Source organism: Pseudoalteromonas sp. NC201 (assembly GCF_002850255.1).
GTDB lineage: Bacteria > Pseudomonadota > Gammaproteobacteria > Enterobacterales > Alteromonadaceae > Pseudoalteromonas.
Genome location: NZ_CP022523.1, coordinates 987315 through 1004493, shown reverse-complemented (window position 1 = coordinate 1004493; position 17179 = coordinate 987315). Strand labels below are relative to the sequence as shown.

The 17179-nt window shown below is 43.9% G+C and carries 12 protein-coding genes; 6 read left to right on the top strand and 6 right to left on the bottom strand.

What is annotated here, in order from left to right:
- The first annotated feature begins 19 nt into the window (after positions 1–19).
- The 5 genes from PNC201_RS22310 to cspE all read left to right on the top strand — a co-directional run bounded on the left by PNC201_RS22310 (position 20) and on the right by cspE (position 2938).
- Positions 20–553 carry a hypothetical protein gene (locus PNC201_RS22310; protein WP_102058490.1) on the top strand — a complete coding sequence of 178 codons (534 nt, stop codon included), beginning with the start codon at positions 20–22 and terminating at the stop codon, positions 551–553.
- Between the two features lie 119 nt (positions 554–672).
- Entirely contained in the window at positions 673–1248 is a 576-nt protein-coding gene (locus tag PNC201_RS22305; protein ID WP_158299159.1) for a hypothetical protein, read from the top strand.
- A gap of 34 nt (positions 1249–1282) precedes the next feature.
- Positions 1283–1669, top strand: a complete 387-nt coding sequence (locus PNC201_RS22300; protein WP_102058488.1) for a hypothetical protein — start codon at positions 1283–1285, stop codon at positions 1667–1669.
- 59 nt (positions 1670–1728) lie between these two features.
- A complete protein-coding gene (locus PNC201_RS22295) occupies positions 1729–2310 on the top strand; it encodes a hypothetical protein (RefSeq protein ID WP_102058487.1) in 582 nt (193 codons plus the stop codon).
- A 415-nt stretch (positions 2311–2725) separates the two neighbouring features.
- Positions 2726–2938, top strand: a complete 213-nt coding sequence (gene cspE, locus PNC201_RS22290) for a transcription antiterminator/RNA stability regulator CspE (protein WP_010369631.1) — start codon at positions 2726–2728, stop codon at positions 2936–2938.
- 57 nt (positions 2939–2995) lie between these two features.
- Here the strand turns inward: cspE and PNC201_RS22285 are convergent, their stop codons facing one another.
- From PNC201_RS22285 to PNC201_RS22260, 6 genes are all read right to left on the bottom strand, one after another.
- A complete protein-coding gene (locus tag PNC201_RS22285) occupies positions 2996–4330 on the bottom strand; it encodes a magnesium transporter (protein ID WP_102058486.1) in 1335 nt (444 codons plus the stop codon).
- 3 nt (positions 4331–4333) lie between these two features.
- Positions 4334–5155, bottom strand: a complete 822-nt coding sequence (locus tag PNC201_RS22280; protein WP_102058485.1) for a magnesium transporter MgtE N-terminal domain-containing protein — start codon at positions 5153–5155, stop codon at positions 4334–4336.
- Positions 5156–5164: 9 nt separating this feature from the next.
- Positions 5165–6022, bottom strand: coding sequence for a mechanosensitive ion channel family protein (locus tag PNC201_RS22275; RefSeq protein WP_102058484.1), 858 nt, complete (start codon positions 6020–6022; stop codon positions 5165–5167).
- A gap of 216 nt (positions 6023–6238) precedes the next feature.
- Positions 6239–6703 carry a pyridoxamine 5'-phosphate oxidase family protein gene (locus PNC201_RS22270; protein ID WP_010369644.1) on the bottom strand — a complete coding sequence of 155 codons (465 nt, stop codon included), beginning with the start codon at positions 6701–6703 and terminating at the stop codon, positions 6239–6241.
- Between the two features lie 62 nt (positions 6704–6765).
- On the bottom strand, positions 6766–7320 hold the full coding sequence (locus tag PNC201_RS22265) for a type 1 glutamine amidotransferase domain-containing protein (RefSeq protein WP_102058483.1): 555 nt from the start codon (positions 7318–7320) through the stop codon (positions 6766–6768).
- A 179-nt stretch (positions 7321–7499) separates the two neighbouring features.
- Positions 7500–9503 carry an alpha-amylase gene (locus PNC201_RS22260; RefSeq protein ID WP_102058482.1) on the bottom strand — a complete coding sequence of 668 codons (2004 nt, stop codon included), beginning with the start codon at positions 9501–9503 and terminating at the stop codon, positions 7500–7502.
- A 507-nt stretch (positions 9504–10010) separates the two neighbouring features.
- Here PNC201_RS22260 and PNC201_RS22255 point away from each other — a divergent pair.
- Positions 10011–17153 carry an Ig-like domain-containing protein gene (locus PNC201_RS22255; RefSeq protein WP_102058481.1) on the top strand — a complete coding sequence of 2381 codons (7143 nt, stop codon included), beginning with the start codon at positions 10011–10013 and terminating at the stop codon, positions 17151–17153.
- The last annotated feature ends 26 nt before the right edge of the window (positions 17154–17179 follow it).

Here is a 17179-nt window from a genome sequence, read left to right as displayed (position 1 = left end):
ATCCTGAAGGGAAATCAACATGCAGCTATTCAAAAATGTGACAGCAGGCATACTAACCTTTTGCTTTATCACGATAAAACAGCTTGTGAGTAAAATAAAACAAGGCACTCGCGTGCGCTTAGTAAATGGCGCTAGTCGAAACAAACAAAGCGCTGTAGCAACTCAGTGCCATCGCAACGGTAATACTATGGCGGAGTCACAACTGTACCGAATAGTGGGTGGTTCGGGTTTAGACCATTATAAAGATCCACGAGGTAAACAGATTAACAATACGGCAACGTTAAATCTTAGTGCACAAGAGCTGCATAAGGTTAGTGGTGGCTCTGGTGGGCATCACAATGATGATCCACGCGGAGTCGACAAAAACGGGGAACTAATCCGCAGCAAAACAGCTCCAGCATTGACTCAACATACTTTAAATGCCACACAACTGGTAAAAATTGTAGGTGGGAGTACTGGCGCGCAAGTAAAAGATCCTAGAGCAGAGGGGGAAAATGTTGAAATGTATAACTCGTATCGCACTACGCCAACAGCTCTCACAACACAGGTTTAATGATGAATATCTCAAACTATTTTTTACTTTTTTTGGTCGTATTTTCAATTCTTCTATCATACGTTCACATTAAGTTTGTCGACCATATTCACTTTGCAATCATTGGAGTTTTGCTGCTTGTGACATTGCTCATTAAGTATCAAGAAAACATGAAGCATTTGGTTGCACTAATTTCGACAACTCTCCTTATTGAATATTACACATTCTCGACTTTTTCCGCGACTCTGGAAACAGGCGAACAACCATATCAGGTAAATAGCCTAATATATCTATCAGCTCTCATTCTAGATCTTATCGTTTTTTACATTCTTAAATACCGAGTTCGATTTTCGCTTCAATTTGTTAAACGTTTTCAACCAAAGAAATGGCAATACATTTACACCACTCATGCAGATATCCTTTTATATGGTGTCTACTTAGCTTTTATCGTGGTGGATTTACTTGTTTTAGGTGAGCACTTACTGAGAAATATGGATTATATCTTTGGCGTCTCAGAGGCAACGGCTAAGCCCTTCTGGAGCTGGAATTGGGTTTACAAAAGTTACCCCTACGCAAAAAGTATTCTACTTTCTTGTGTTGTAACTATCTTACTCGCCACCATTTTTGTAGAAAATCAACGGCCAGAACAGGAAGACGATGATGAAGATGATAGCGATGAGGTAATACATAAAACAGATCAACAACAAAAGCCGTAATGGCTTTTGTTGTTAGGTATCTAGTTATCATCTATTGCCAGCGTTAAGCCCAAACCCCTCACTCACCGTTACAACGGAGCATGGCGAACTCATTTTTCAGTTACAAACGGCTGAGAATATTACCGGTGGTCTACATAGCAAGTATGAACTTGATCTTGCGCCTTATTTTATCGCATTGAAAAACAAAGATAAGCCAGCCATTGATTACAATATTGCCTATCAAGTCCATGAGCTTCTATCACCTAACGACATTGCCATATTTAACACTGGAGACTGGCTGGCCGTATCGCTGACCAACAACACTCGTAGTTTTGATGAGCTTTTTATCTTTAACAAATCTAGCCAACACATACTGCATATTGGTGGGCAATTTGATAGTTTAGAAACTAAAACACTATTAGCTCAGTTCCGTTTACCATGACTGAATGATATAAAAAACTATTAAAAATACAATAATTACAAAATAAACAAGGATTTACTATGCGATACCTTACAGCAATAGGGACTATTTTATTAGCTGCTTACTCTATCTATCTGAATACGGTAATCTCAGACTTAGAGCTTGAGCGAGATAATTTGGAGGAGCGTTTCGCTGCTCTCTCCAGCAACATTGAGGCTTCCGACAATGTAAAGCCACACCTCGAAGAAGTAGCTATCAGCAAGCCAAAGCCTACTGGTAAGTTTGCAGATGAGAATAGCACTAACCAATATACTGAAATTAAAACACCTAAAGAAAGTGACGAAAGAACAATCACGCCTTCAAAAGATAAAGGGTTTAACGAGCAATCTGTAGACGAAACCTGGGCATTCGAATTTTCCGATCAAATTCATTATTTTTTCATGGAAAACGAAATCCTAAACAAGCTGCGCGTAACTAATATTGATTGCCGTGAAACGGCCTGTAGAGTGGATATATATATCAATAAAGACGAACCAATCGAAACCGCAGCGGCTGTTGGTGAAATATTTGGGAGTGATGAACGCTGGCAAGATCACCCCTTCTATTTTAATTCAACGCCCGAAGATGGGGTGATCCGAGTCGAGATCAATAGATACAAGTAGTTAAAAGTTTGGAAGCGTTATATCTTAGCGCTTCCGAGCAAATAGGTATTCACTCAAATACCGCTAAGTGAAGCCTTATACAACAGTAGCTTTTAAACACACAAGACTAGAAAACACATCTTTCAAATTCGTCCATTCCAATCAAAGTTACACCAATAAATCCGCTCAAAATTCATTTACGCTCACTTTTTAAACAAAAAGTTGCAAACTTCATTGGACAGCGCCGTCAGAACGCTATACTATATGCAGGCTTTAGATACTTAGAGCACTTACTACTGCTGCACTGTTTTTTCTTGATACTCTTTTTTTTAAAAAGTCGTTTATAGATATACCAATGCGTTACTAGCTAAGTTTTATCTATCGCTTTATCGGTGATTTTCACCACATATTTAATTTTTTGAAAAAGGTTTCAATTATGTCTAACACAGTAAACGGCACAGTTAAGTGGTTCAACGAAGAGAAAGGTTTTGGTTTCATCACTCAAGAAAACGGCGGTAAAGATGTATTCGTACATTTCCGTGCTATCGTTTCTGACGGTTTCAAAACTTTAACTGAAGGCCAATCAGTGTCTTTCACAGTTGAAGAAGGCCAGAAAGGTCCTCAAGCAAGCAACGTAGTAGTTAACTAATACGTATTGCTCAGAGCTAGTGCCTGCACTAGCTCTACGAACTCCCCCACTCCTCACTTAGCCTTTCGGCAACATATCTGACAGTAACAACGCAATCCCCAAAAATGACATAAAACCCGCTATATCTGTAATTGTCGTAAGTACAATTGATGAAGATTGCGCAGGGTCAAGTCCAAATTTTTTCAATGCTATTGGTACAATGGCGCCTGAGCTTCCCGCAATGACAAGAGACGATATCATCGCCAGCGCAATAACAAGTGCAAGGCCGAGTGATTGACTCCACAAATATACGCCAATGCCACAAGTAACCGCTATTGCTATGCCATTTAACAGCCCAACCATCATTTCTTTTAGCATCACCTGATACCAGTGTCGCGTTGAAATTTCTCGTAGTGTTAAGCCTCGCATCGTTACAGCCAAAGCTTGAGCCCCTGCGTTACCCGACTGCCCAGCTGCTACTGGCAGCAAAATAGCTAAAGCGGTAACTTGAGCAATCAATCCCTCAAATGCCCCCACTACGGCAGCGGCTGCAAATGCGGTTAACAAGTTAATTTGTAACCACGGAAGCCGTTTCTTTACTGCAAACCAACTACTTGATAGGGCTTTTTCGTCTTTACTTGCACCTACCATGGTCTGCATATCACTCGCTAAATCTTCTTTGGTTGACTGATAGGCATCAAAAAATCGGATCTGCCCAACTAGCTGTTGCTGCGCATCAAGTACTGGAATTGCTCGCACTTTGTGCCCTTCAAACGCTTCCACGACCTGATCTTTATGATCCATCACATTTAGCGTGACTCGGATCGGCGTCGCAACCTGCGTTAGCGTTTTACTTGAGGAGCTTCCCACTAAAACATTGAGTGTAGTCTCGCCCACTAAATCCTGCTGCTCATTTAATACGTAGATGACGTCTGGCACTTTACCGTCTAATCGTTTCAGTTGCGCGAGCACTTCACGTAGTGTTGTATCTGAGTAAAACGCTTGCACCTTTTTGTTCATCATTCTCGCAGCGGTATTTTCAGGAAAAACCAGCAACTCGCTAAGTTCATTCGCTATGGTTGAATGCTGCTCCTTTAATTTAGCGAGTAGCACCTGCTGCGCTTCCTGCGACTGCTTGTTCAAAAGCCCGACCGCAATATGGCTATCTAGGCTCGCGATAAATTGTGCTTGATATTCCACAGGGAATTGCTGGAAAATTTGTTCAGCGGCTCCCGGCGGCAAATATTTCCATAAACGATAAATGATATGTTGTGCCTGCTGTTGTAATAATTCAGCGGCTTCGTCTGGAGGTAAAGTGCCAAGGAGCTGCGCACTTTTGAGCGGAAACTTATTTAAAAACTCATCACTGAGCTGCTCTACCGCTGACTCTAATGTATCTTTTGCTACGCTCATCGCTTATTTCCCCTTGACCTTAACTGGCACCAATGTATCTAACATACTGGCAAACGAACTGGTGTAGGCATCTAACAAATCTAAAGATTCGCTTGGCTTGTCTTTTGTTTCATCCATTCGACCCAGTGCACTTCTCACCCTGTGATGTGGCAATACCCCAATAAAATCACCACTTCGATTAGCAACCGCAACCTGATCTTGTTGCGCCCAAACGGGCGATTTCAATGCACTATGCAACTCGGTATAACCACTTAGAGAAACAACGTGAGTATCCATTAAATCTGCAATTTTCTGTTGCGGCGCTTTGCGAAGCAAATGAGTTAGTGATAGCTGACCCACCACATGGCGATGCTGATTTACCACATAAACTAGCGTAAACCCGATATAGTCACGTTTTTTTAAGCGCAGCAGTGACTCCTCAACTGTCATTGTTTCTTCAAGAATTAATACGTCCGTTTCAACCCATGCACCCACAGTATAATCAGGGTAGCTAATCAACATCTTACAGAGTGTTTGTCGTCTTACTGAGATGAGGTTAAGAAAACGGGCAAGTTCTTCATCCTGTAAATGCCTAAAGATAGCTGCAATATCAGCCAACTTCATTTTGCCAAGCCACCTAGCAATATCCACATCCGTTTGCGTTATCAGAATTTCCGCTGCACTGCGGGGCTGCATGACTTTAAGCACGTTTAAAGCAACTTCATTTGATAACGTTTTTAGTAACTTGGCAGCGACATCTGGCGTTTGCAAAGAAAGTAAGCGCGCGGCGCCAGCTGGCTCTTCTTGTAAAAAGTGTTGCGCAATTTTGAGGTTTAACGCTGACATAGAGCCTCCCTACTGCTTACTTGAATGGCTGTGTGTCGCGGTAATATGTGCCGATTCTTTTAAAAATTGCCTTGCCGGTATTAGGGTTCTCCCTTTTTGGGTTTCAATCACTAGCATCGTTGCTGTGATTTCGGTGAGCGTACCTGAAACGCCTGCAATTTCAATTTGATCGTTAATCCGACAGTGACGCAGCGCTTGTTTTGCCGCGACGGTATTTGCGATTAGCTCTCTACTCCCAAGACCAAAGGCCAACGCAACTCCTGCACACAATACGCCTGTCAGCACCACCACCATATTGGTCACAAATTGAATATTGATCCCTAATTGCTCAATACCTATTACCGTTGCGGTAAATAGAATCGCGAGCTTGGCTATGTTACCCGCGACTTCAACTCGCGCAAACCCAACGGACTGCGCTCCGGCTCTTGCCATGGCACTGGCCAAATTGCCAAGCAGATAACCACCAACAATAATAAATATCCCAGCGAGTAGATTTGGTAAGTAACTGAGTAGCGAGGAGATCCAATCACTGAAGAAGTTTAAGCCAAGGCTGGATGTGGCCGCTGCGATAAAAAACATCATCGTGACCCAAAACACGGTTTTCCCTATTAATCGAGCGTGTTTTAGATTTAGCTGAAGCGTTTGTTCGGTTTGCACTCGTTGACTTAAACCCGCCAATGCACGATTGCAAAGCTTAAATAACGAAATAGTCAGCTTGCTCAATAGCCAGGCCACTATCCAACCGACAAACAGCATGAGTGCCGCGCCCAATAGTTGCGGCGTATGAGTCACAAGTTGATTGATTAATTGCTCGTAACTGGCAGATAAGGCGTGTTGCCAATTATCAAAGGTACCCTCGGTGGCCATGTAAACTCCTGAATTCGCTAAAACAGCTTACTTTTAAATCAATACATTCATTGTTATCACAGTGTTAGCCGTTGTCCAGAGAATTCCCCTAAGTCCTAAATATTTAAACTACTAACAATACGTTTGGGAACATTTTTGAGAGAATGGAAGCAATTAAGGCGCAAAAACAAGTACCGTCTTTGCGCCCTAGTTGTTTCTTTACATTGGGTGATATAGCTACCTAAAGCGGATGGTTTCTCGCTCACCCATTTCTTCCGGTTCCACATTTTTGCCCACGGCTAGTTTTAATAAGCCGCTCAAGTCAGGGCTAACATGCCAAATTTCAGCATCGTCCAGTTCAAAACGGAGCATGATAAGCTCTGGGTCATCTTTACCCTTTTCAAACCAACTCTCTGCCTGCCTTGACCAATGGGCATCAAGTACGTCTTGTCTTGTTTCTTCGATTAAGTGTCCGCGAATACAAGCGAATACATTATGCCCTTTACTGGAAAATTGTGCGGTTGCTTTGCCACACTTAGCAATACGATTTGTTTTGCTGGTAAAAAACCAAAACTCGCCGTTGGCGTCTTTATCCAACTGTGCTCGCATTGGCTCATGGTGATTATTGTCATCACTCAAACCAATCATCACATTGGGGCTGCTGTCTAGCGCTTCCCAAAAAGTTTTCTTTATGTCTGACATTATCTTCTCCTTATTTATATCAATTAGCGTCTGCTTGAAACGGCACAAACCCACTCTTTCGATTAATTGATAGTATCTTGTTGCAGAGCCTCAATAATTGCTTCATTAAAAGCATCAAGATCATTTGGATTGCGACTTGTGATCAAGTTGTCGTCTACCGCAACTTTAAGGTCAATCCAGTCTGCGCCTGCATTTTTAAGATCGGTTTTGATACTTGGGAAAGAGGTAAGCGTTTTTCCCTCTACCAACTGGGCTTCGATTAACAGCCAAGGGCCGTGGCATATCGCCGCAATTGGACGCTTATTTCCAAACTGTGAAAAGGCCTGAATAAATTTAACCGCAGATTTTTCCTGCCTTAGTCTGTCTGGGTTGAATAACCCGCCTGGTAAAACGAGCCCCGCATATTTACTGGGTATGGCTTCATCCAAGGTTAAATCAACGGCGACTTTCTCACCCCAATTGTCTTCATCCCAAGCGGTAATATCTCCCTTTTTTAATGAAATGATATCAACATTAAATCCAGCGCTTTCAAGCGCCTGCTTAGGTTTAATCAGCTCACTTTGTTCGAACCCGTCAGTGGCTAAGATCGCGACTGAAATATTGTCTGACTCCGTCATCATTCTCTCCTTCAATACGTTGCTGGTGTAGAGGTAGATGCGGATACTTATGCAGAATCAATACCATCATATAACCTTATGAAATATATAAACATTAAAGATTAGTGTATTGATTGGATGTAATCTTTACAGAACAGAGGAATGTAAATCTGGACTAGGTTAGCCCTAGTCCATCTTTATTATAATGAAGAGATAGAGGCTGAGTTTGTGCCAAACTCAAACACGTTCAATTTTCCGCATTGAGCAAAGTGATTATTGCTCGTGTATGGCGTGTCTTGTTGGTTAATATCCCCTTCCCAGCCTTGACCATTTTTCACGAATGCTTTTACTTCAAACCAACCGTTGAATGTTTTGCTACAGTCCATTTCTACTTCCAGCAACCAGTAATGTGCTCCCCATTGATTGAGTGACATGACGCCAAAACCATCGCTATCGTAACGCTTTTCCGCGCCCCAGCTAGCAGGCCAAATATTGGTTGTCCAATCCAGCGGACTCCCTTGGGCGTCACTAGACTGCCCAGCTTCAGCCGCTAGCCAATCCAATCTGGTATCAGCCACTTTCCAAGACGCAGTTGTCATGTTTCGCATGTTCAAATGTTTGACAGGTAAAGAGCAAAGCGTAGGGTCAGCGCTACAATCAATCCCGCGCTGCAATGCTGCGGCATGATCAAGGCCACCTCGGACGAACATATCCTGACCAGATTGCGTTTCTGCTTTAATAAAGACTAATGTGCGTTGCCAATCACCAATCTCTGGTGGTGTTGCCAGTTTACTTTGATGATGAATGGCTAAGGCATCCATAGCAGCTAAATTAATTTGTGCGTAACCATTGGTATCAACTTCGATGCTTCTACCCGCGCAGTTTCCTTGGCCGATACCTCCACTTAGCACATCACAATAGGTTCCCGCTGCAAGCCCCGTTTGCAGGCTTTGAACCATACTAGAAGATTCTCGGTTAATGGCAACAAAGCCTAAATCACCTCGGGAAAATGCAATTTGGTTATTACCATTGTCCCACCAATTTGCCACCGTCCAATTGCCATTAGTATGATTTCTAAACTGCATCGCACCTGCAATCATTGGGCGACGATGCTCACACTGCCATAGTTGACTAGTACAGTTGAGGTTAGCGTTTTGATGAACAGGCACTGAAGGGCCACCAGCATCGGTGTCGCCATTAAACTCGTAACTCGACATCACTTTAGGATAACCATAAGGATATGCCAGCATAAATACATTTGCTAAATCATACAGTTTACCATCATGAAAGGTAACGATAGAGCCTGCACCACCGTGCCCGCGTTGGTTGTCATGATTATCTGTAAATACCACGGCTTTATAACTTGGCATCATACCCCAAGCTTCGCCAAAGCTTTTTAACCAAGCCAACTTGCCTTGCTCAAATGTCTCACTCAGTTTAATGCTGTATTTAAACTCGGTGACTAAGCCATTTTGATGATATTCAGAAGCAGAAACCGCCTCACTTCCTTGATCAATCACCTCTTGGAAAACGACCGCTGGTTGATTTAACTTGGCTAACACATCGCCAATATCACTTGCAGGCATGTGCTTGCTTGCATCTAACCTAAACCCTGCCACGCCCAGAGACTGTAAATCGTTCAAAAAGCCCGCTAGGGTATTTTGTACGTAGCTCGCATCGGTGTCTAAATCATGAAGCCCTACGAGTTCGCAGTGCTGTACTCGCCATGCATTATTACCGTAGTCTTCAGGGTTTATTGCACAGGTGTTATGAAAATCTTGTGGACTATAGATAGGATATTGTTTGTTGCCAAAAGCGTTACCCGCAACTCCGATGCCGCTGCCATGGGCCATGTGGTTTATAACGGCATCAACATAGATGTCTACTCCGGCAGATTTACACCTTGCGACCATATCGGCAAATTCGGCTCGACTACCACTACGACTCGCTATCTCATAACTGACTGGCTGATAACGAGTCCACCATTGATCACCTGTGATATGCTCATTGGGTGGCGATACTTGCACAGCCGCGTAGCCTTTTGGCCCCAAAAATGTTTCACACTCCGTCGCAACATCTGCCCAAGACCACTCGAATAAATGAACGAATGTTGTTGGGTCGCCTTCAGCTGCATGTGCAGGTGTAACGCAACTGGATGTTAACAACACACCCGCTGCAATTTGATTTAGTTTTATATTTTTCATTATTGCGCCTCTTATTCACACAAGATTAACAATATAGAATTCCTAGCTAAACAATCTACTGAATACGTATGCATTAGTTTTACTAACAAGTAGCCTTACTAAGAAATAGCATAAACACCGAGTAGTATTTCAGCTTCAGCAATGAATGAACTCCTCTAGCAACTGAATCCTTGCTCGCCATATGCGAGAACATGAAAATTGCAATTAACAAATCAATAACCATTAAACAATTACATAAACACATGCTTTGAAATACAAAAAACCAACATTAGATAATATTTTTTTCTTATTTTTTATTTTGATAGACATAAAGCTGTTGTTATAAATAAAACAAGAATTTTTCCTAAGTTTCTGTTTTAGGTTACGAATTTTTAGAAGAGTCATTCCAAGCTTCAAAACATCAACTACACTCAAATGACATCTTTGTATAAAAAACCCACAGAGATGTCATCCGAAGCAGTTCTATTAATGTTATCAACCTAGTAACTGAACCACTCAGGGGTCATTATGATTACACAGCGCTCACTTTTAAGCCGTGTTCGTAAGATTGTCTCTAACAGCTGCATAGCTGGCAGTATATTTTTCGCCTTAACCTCATCCGCATTTGCACTCGAAAATTGGCAAAAAGTCGAAAGGCTCACACCAACTGACGAAACTACCAATGCAGATGAATTAGTCTTTAAAGTCACCTTTGTTAACGCACATACCGTTGCGCCAACCGCCAGTGACTTTACGATTCTGGGCGATGAAAAAGACACCAATAACGACACAACTATTGATACAGGCAGTAAAACAACCGCATCAATCACACAAGTCACCGTCGACTCAGGTAACAGCTCAATTTACCATGTTACGCTCTCTGGAGGTGACCTTGCCAGCTACAACGGCGTCGTTGCGTTATTGCCTGCGAGTAACTCGATAAGACCTGAAGTGTTCGAAGCCTACTACGTTAGTAACGGCACTGAGCTCCCAGCCTCTGATAAACTCATTGTATTTGATTACGCAGATCAGACCAGCGAGCTGGGCAATGGCTACTTTGGAGCAACTGCCGCAGAAGCAAGAACCACAGCAGATGCCCTATGCAAAAGTAAATTTCTACGCAAGCATAACCGACTAAACAATATTATTGATAGTTCTGCTTCAACAGCAGTAAGTAATGGACCGGTTAGAGCACATGCTGTAATTTCATTCTCTGCATCCGATGACATCGCCAGCCTTGACACTAATTACAGCCTACCTAGTGTTAATGTTTTTAATAGCGGAGGCACTAAGCTTGCTGACGCCAATTGGGATGACTTTGTCAACGGCACACTTAGCGCCCTTAATAGTAATGCGTCCGACATGCTAGAAAATTCGGGCAACGTTAAGTATTTTTGGAGTTTCTCCGATTCGGGAGGCACTTTTAACGCTGCGAATAACTGTTCGGGCGGAACCTCACCTTCTAATACTGTCAAAGGTGTTGCCAACCAAAATGGCAGTTGGTATACCTTAATAGGTAGTGTGCCCTGTAACAACGCACTGAATTTAATTTGTGTCGCATGGCATGAATCAGCCTATTTAGATGCCAATATTTCCAATACCGCACCTACAATTAGTAACTTACCAGCAAGCTTTACTGTGACAGAAGATGTCGCAACTACGGTTGATCTATCAGCGGTCGTCTTAGCTGATAACGAAGATGACAGCTTAACGGTTACCTTGGCTCTGGACAGTGGCACCATCGCAAGCACCGATGGTAATGGCACAGTGAGCAGCGTCACAGTGGCGGGAAGTGGCACTGCAAGTATGACATTAAGTGGGTCAGCGGCTGCGCTTAATACCTATCTCGATGTGACGACTAAGCTAAATATCACCACGGAAACCGACAACACAGCGGCAATGACGCTCACGGTTACGCCGAATGACGGTACCGTTGATGGTGATGCAGCAACCAGCACCGTGAACGTCACGGCAGTCAACGATAAGCCAACCTTTACTTCCACAGCGGTCACTGCATCAACTGAGGATTCAGTGTACAAATATTCAATAGCCACCAGCGACCCTGACAAAGATGATGTCACCGTTTCTGTCTCGGCTAGCACCCCGCTTCCAAGTTGGCTAAGCTTAAATACAAGCACAGAAGCAACGGTGTCTACACTTGCAGGTCAAAGCTCTGGTTATGCCGATGGAACTGGGACTGCCGCCTCATTTAAATCTCCTTATGACGTTGCAACCGACAGTAACAACAATGTGTATGTTGCCGATTACAGTAACCATGTGATCCGTAAAATTACACCTAAGGGAGTTGTCACTACACTTGCAGGTTCTGGAACCGCAGGCTCTGATGAAGGCACTGGTAGTGCTGCTTCATTTAACTTTCCCAAAGCCGTAACGGTTGACGCTTCTGGCAATGTTTATGTTGCAGATTCTTCAAACAATAAAATCCGTAAGATCACCCCGGCAGGAGTAGTAACTACCTTTGCAGGCAGTGGTTCTCCTGGCAGCACGGACGGAACTGGCACAGCAGCCACTTTTGCTGCACCAACAGGTATCACGATTGACAGCAACGGAAATCTATTTGTCGTAGAAACGAACCCTCATATCGTTCGTAAAATAACCCCTGCAGGCGTCGTAACCACGTTTGCGGGTAGTAAAGGGTCTTCTGGGTTTACTGATGCAACAGGAACATCGGCAAAATTCAACTTCCCCTATAATGGCGGTAGTAGTAGCAACAACGACCTATTTATAGCGGACCGCAACAATCACGCTATTCGTAAAGTCACCTCGGCAAGCGTTGTAACCACTTTTGCAGGAACGGGATCGGCGGGTTCGGCTAATGGTACAGGAACGCAAGCAAGCTTTAATAAGCCATACGATATCGCACTAGACAGCGCCGATAACCTTTATGTATCCGAGCAAACGGGCCACACTATTCGCAAGATAACCAGTGCAGGCGTAGTAACCACTTTTGCAGGAAGTGCCGGAGTCTCAGGAAGTACAGATGGTTTAGCGAGTGTGGCACGCTTCAGCCAACCCTTTGGTATTGCAGTAGACAGCAATGGCATCGTTTATGTTGCAGATACCGGCAACCATCGAATTCGAAAAATATCACCGGCAGAGACGACGTTGACGGGTACGCCTAGCAATGACGATGTTGGCGATCACTATATTTGTTTAATTGTTTCCGACGGTACTGAAACCAGCGAGCAATGCTTTACCATTACGGTTACAAACGTCAATGATGCGCCCGTTGTCGCAACTAACACGGGTTTAACCTTAGATGGTGGTACAACAATAAACATCACGAGTTCAGCTCTGTCTGCAAGCGATGTTGATGACAGTGGTACAGGTTTAACGTACACAGTAACTACCTTGCCAAGTCACGGAAACCTCTTTGTTGATGCCAACAGTAATGACAGCTTAGACAGTGGTGAAGCGCTCGGCAGCAATGGTACGTTCACACAAGCTGATATTGAAAATGGCAACTTATTTTATGCCCACGACGACTCTCAAAATGCGAGTGACAGTTTTGTCTTTTCACTAGAGGATGGCTTGGAAGACGGTGTTACCGCAATTACCAATCAAACATTTAGCTTTGTTGTTGAGTTAAATAAAGCACCGGTTATCAGCGGTACTCCAGCGGCGACCGTCAACGAAAACGTTGCATATAGTTTTACGCCTACCGCAACTGACGAAGATAACGACACCTTAACATTTAGCATCACCAATAAACCAAGCTGGGCAACCTTTAGCACCTCAACCGGTAGTTTAACGGGAACACCTAGTTATACCGATGCAGGTGCATACAATGGTATTGTTATTACAGTGAGTGATGGCACAGCCAGTGATACCTTAAATTTTGATATTACTGTCGCCAACGTGAACCGCACACCAAGTATTAGTGGGACACCTGCGACTAGTGTTGATGAAAATAGCAGTTATAGCTTTACTCCAACAGCCTCTGATCCTGATGGAGATACGCTTACTTTCAGTATCACCAATAAACCAAGTTGGGCCACTTTCAGTACCAGTACAGGAGCCTTGAGCGGCACGCCAAGCTTTACTGATGCTGGCGACTACAACGGTATTGTAGTAACAGTCAGCGATGGTACCGCAACACAAACGCTGAACTTTAATATTAATGTTGTAAATGTGAACCGTTCCCCCTCAATTAGTGGCTCTCCATCCACTTCAGTGCTTGAAGGCGGTACTTATAATTTCACACCAACCGCAAGTGACCCTGATAATGACAACCTAAGCTTCTCTATTGCCAATAAGCCGATCTGGGCATCATTTAGTTCAACTACTGGAGCATTAACTGGAACTCCTAACTTCAATCAGGCAGGTACTTACAGTGGCATAGTCATTACAGTTAGTGACGGTAGCGCCTCTCAAAATCTGACCTTCTCAATCGCTGTAACAGATGTAAATCGCGCACCTACCATTACGGGTACGCCAGCAACCACTGTGAATGAGGGAGTAATTTATAGCTTCACCCCTAGTGCTTCCGATGAGGATAATGATAACCTTTCCTTTAGCATTACCAACGCGCCTGATTGGGCTACATTCAGTAGTACAACGGGTACGCTAACAGGTACTCCTACCTTTAATGATGGTGGTGAGCAATACAACATCACAATCAGTGTTAGTGATGGTAATGAAAGCGCAAACCTTAACTTCACGCTAAGCGTAGTCAACATCAATCGTTTACCGACGATAAGTGGTACTCCTGGCGTAAAAGTCACAGTGGGGGAAAACTATAGCTTTGTACCTGCTGCAACGGATGAAGATGAGGACACATTAAGCTTTACGATCACTAATAAGCCAAGCTGGGCTCTATTCTCAGCATCAACCGGTGAGCTATCTGGTACTCCGTCAGAGACAGATATTGGTACGACTAGCGGTATTCAAATCAGCGTTAGTGACGGTACTGACAATGCGAGTTTACCAGCATTTAACCTTGAAGTGGTTGCAGAGAATACGGCACCAGAAGGTGAAAACCTCTCGCTCACTGTAAAAGAAGATACCTCTTTGACTATTCTGCCGACATTACAAGATGCCGAAGATGATACCTTAACGCTGACAATTGGTAGTCAGCCAGCAAATGGGTCATTAACCAACAGCGGTGCAGGCTGGGTATATCAACCAGAAGCTGACTTCAATGGGGACGATAGTTTTACCTATTCAGTGAGCGATGGAGAGCTGCAAAGTGATAACTATACCGTTACATTGACTATCACACCTGTAAATGATTTACCTATTGCGAATAGTGATAGCTTCCAGCTTGATGGTTCAGCCAATAATACATTCACCCTTGATGTGCTAGCGAATGATACCGATGTAGATGGTGATACCCTCGTTATTGAAGGTGTCAAGGCAAGTTTAGGCAACGCCAGCGTAGTCGGCAATGCTCTGCAGTACACTGCGCCAAGTAACTTCGCGGGCTCTGTTACTCTGAACTACGCCATTCGTGATGGTCATGGTGGTCGAGCTAAAGCAAATGCACTATTAGAAATAAGTGGTGCAGTCAATGGTGAACCTCCTGTTGTCACCGCCCCAGCAGATCTAGAGATTAATGCGACAGGGCTATTTACCAAGGTAAACCTGGGTACTGCGACAGCACTTAATAGCAGCGGTGAACCTTTACCCGTTACGCTTACAGAAGGTAAAACCATATTTGCACCAGGAGAGCATAACGTCTACTGGCAAGCAACAGACGCAGACGGTAACTTAGGAACAGATCAACAGTTGTTGAGAGTGAATCCGCTAGTGTCGTTGAGTAAAGATAAAACCATTGCTGAAGGCAGTAAGGTAGATATTCAAGTGCTACTAAATGGCCCTGCTCCGCAATATCCTGTAACTGTCGATTATACCGTAACAGGTAGTGCAATATCAGGTGTTGATCATGACTTGAGTAGCGGCTCGGTGACGATAAGCTCGGGCACGAAAGCCAACATTTCAATTCAAACAGTTGCAGATGGTGAGTTTGAGGGCGATGAGACGATCACGGTCAGCTTAAATAACGGTATTAACCTTGGTGCAAAACGGGAAACCACTATTACAGTGAGCGAGCAAAATATTGCGCCGGATGTCTCACTAGTTGTGACTCAGAATGACCAAAACCGGCTAACCGTTAGCCAAGATGAAGGAATTGTATCTGTCGTTGCAACGGTGGCCGATCCAAATGCTGGCGACACAGTGACGAACGCATGGAAAGTAACAGGTATGACTTCCGATCAATATACGGAGGACACACTGCAACTAAGCTTTAACCCTCAAGAACTGCAAGCGGGGACATACAAGATCACGCATACAGCAACTGACTCTAGTAGTGCGCAAGATAGTGAGAGCGTATTTATTCAAGTGACCCAGTCATTGCAACAGTTATCTGATACGGAAGATACGGATGGCGATCTTATCCCTGATAGTCAAGAGGGTTACGCCGATGATGATGGAGACGGGATCCCTGATTTCCAAGACGCTATCACCGAGTGTAACGTTATGCCTCAGGAAGTAGTGACGCAGGACGGCTTCTTAGTCGAAGGTAACCCTGGAGTCTGTTTACGTAAGGGCGAGTTTACTGCTAGTGGTGAAACCGGTGGCCTACTGATGACAGATGACGAGGGTAATTCACAACTAGGTGACGATGATGATGCACAAATCACTGGCGGCTTGTTTGACTTTATTGCTTACGGGCTACCGAAAGCAGGTCAAGTATATCAGCTAGTGATGCCACAGCGCCTACCTATCCCAAGAGATGCTGTATATCGTAAGTTTAAAGCGTCCTCAGGTCTTTGGGTGAACTTTGTGGAAGACGCAAATAACCTCGTCTTTAGTGCGGAAGGTGAGCCTGGCATTTGTCCTCCTCCAGGAGATGAAAGCTGGTCTGAGGGCCTGACAGAAGGACATTGGTGTGTGCAACTTCAGATAGAAGATGGTGGTATCAATGATGACGATGGTGAAGCAAACGGTAGTATTGTGGATCCAGGTGGTGTCGGTGTACTGCTATCTAATAATCAGATGCCTGTAGCGCTAGACGATACAATTAGTATGAAGTGGAACACTAATATTACTATCGATGTTTTAGCGAATGACACTGATGCTGATGGAGATATGCTCACCGTAGCAAATGCTTCTGCAAGCTTTGGCGATGTACAAATTAATCCAGATAATACTCTGTACTATACACCAAACACGGGGTATGTCGGAGTAGATACGCTGAGTTACGCCATAACCGATGGTAATGGAGGAACCGCAGGAGCGAGCGTAGTAATTACTGTAGTTGCCAATACGGCTCCCATAACGGTTTCCGATGTTGCAACAGTTGTTTCTGGAAAGCCAATTACCATTAATGTTCTAGCAAACGACAGTGATAGCGATGGCGATACGCTGCAAGTAACTGAGGCAACGGCACAGCACGGTAGTGTCGCAGTTAATGCTGACTACAGCTTAACCTATCAGTCAAATTCTGGGTTTGTTGGCAGTGAAACCGTTACCTACACAATCACAGATGGTGAAGCGAGTGTTCAAGGTAGTGTGAATATTACAGTCAACAAAGCACCTACTGATACCGTCACGAACAAGAGTGATAGTGGTAGTATGCCGGTATGGTTGATTTGGCTCAGCCTTGCATTTGTAGTAATTCGCCGGTGGCAAGCTATAACACGTTAGCGACCTGAACAGGTTAAAAACCACAC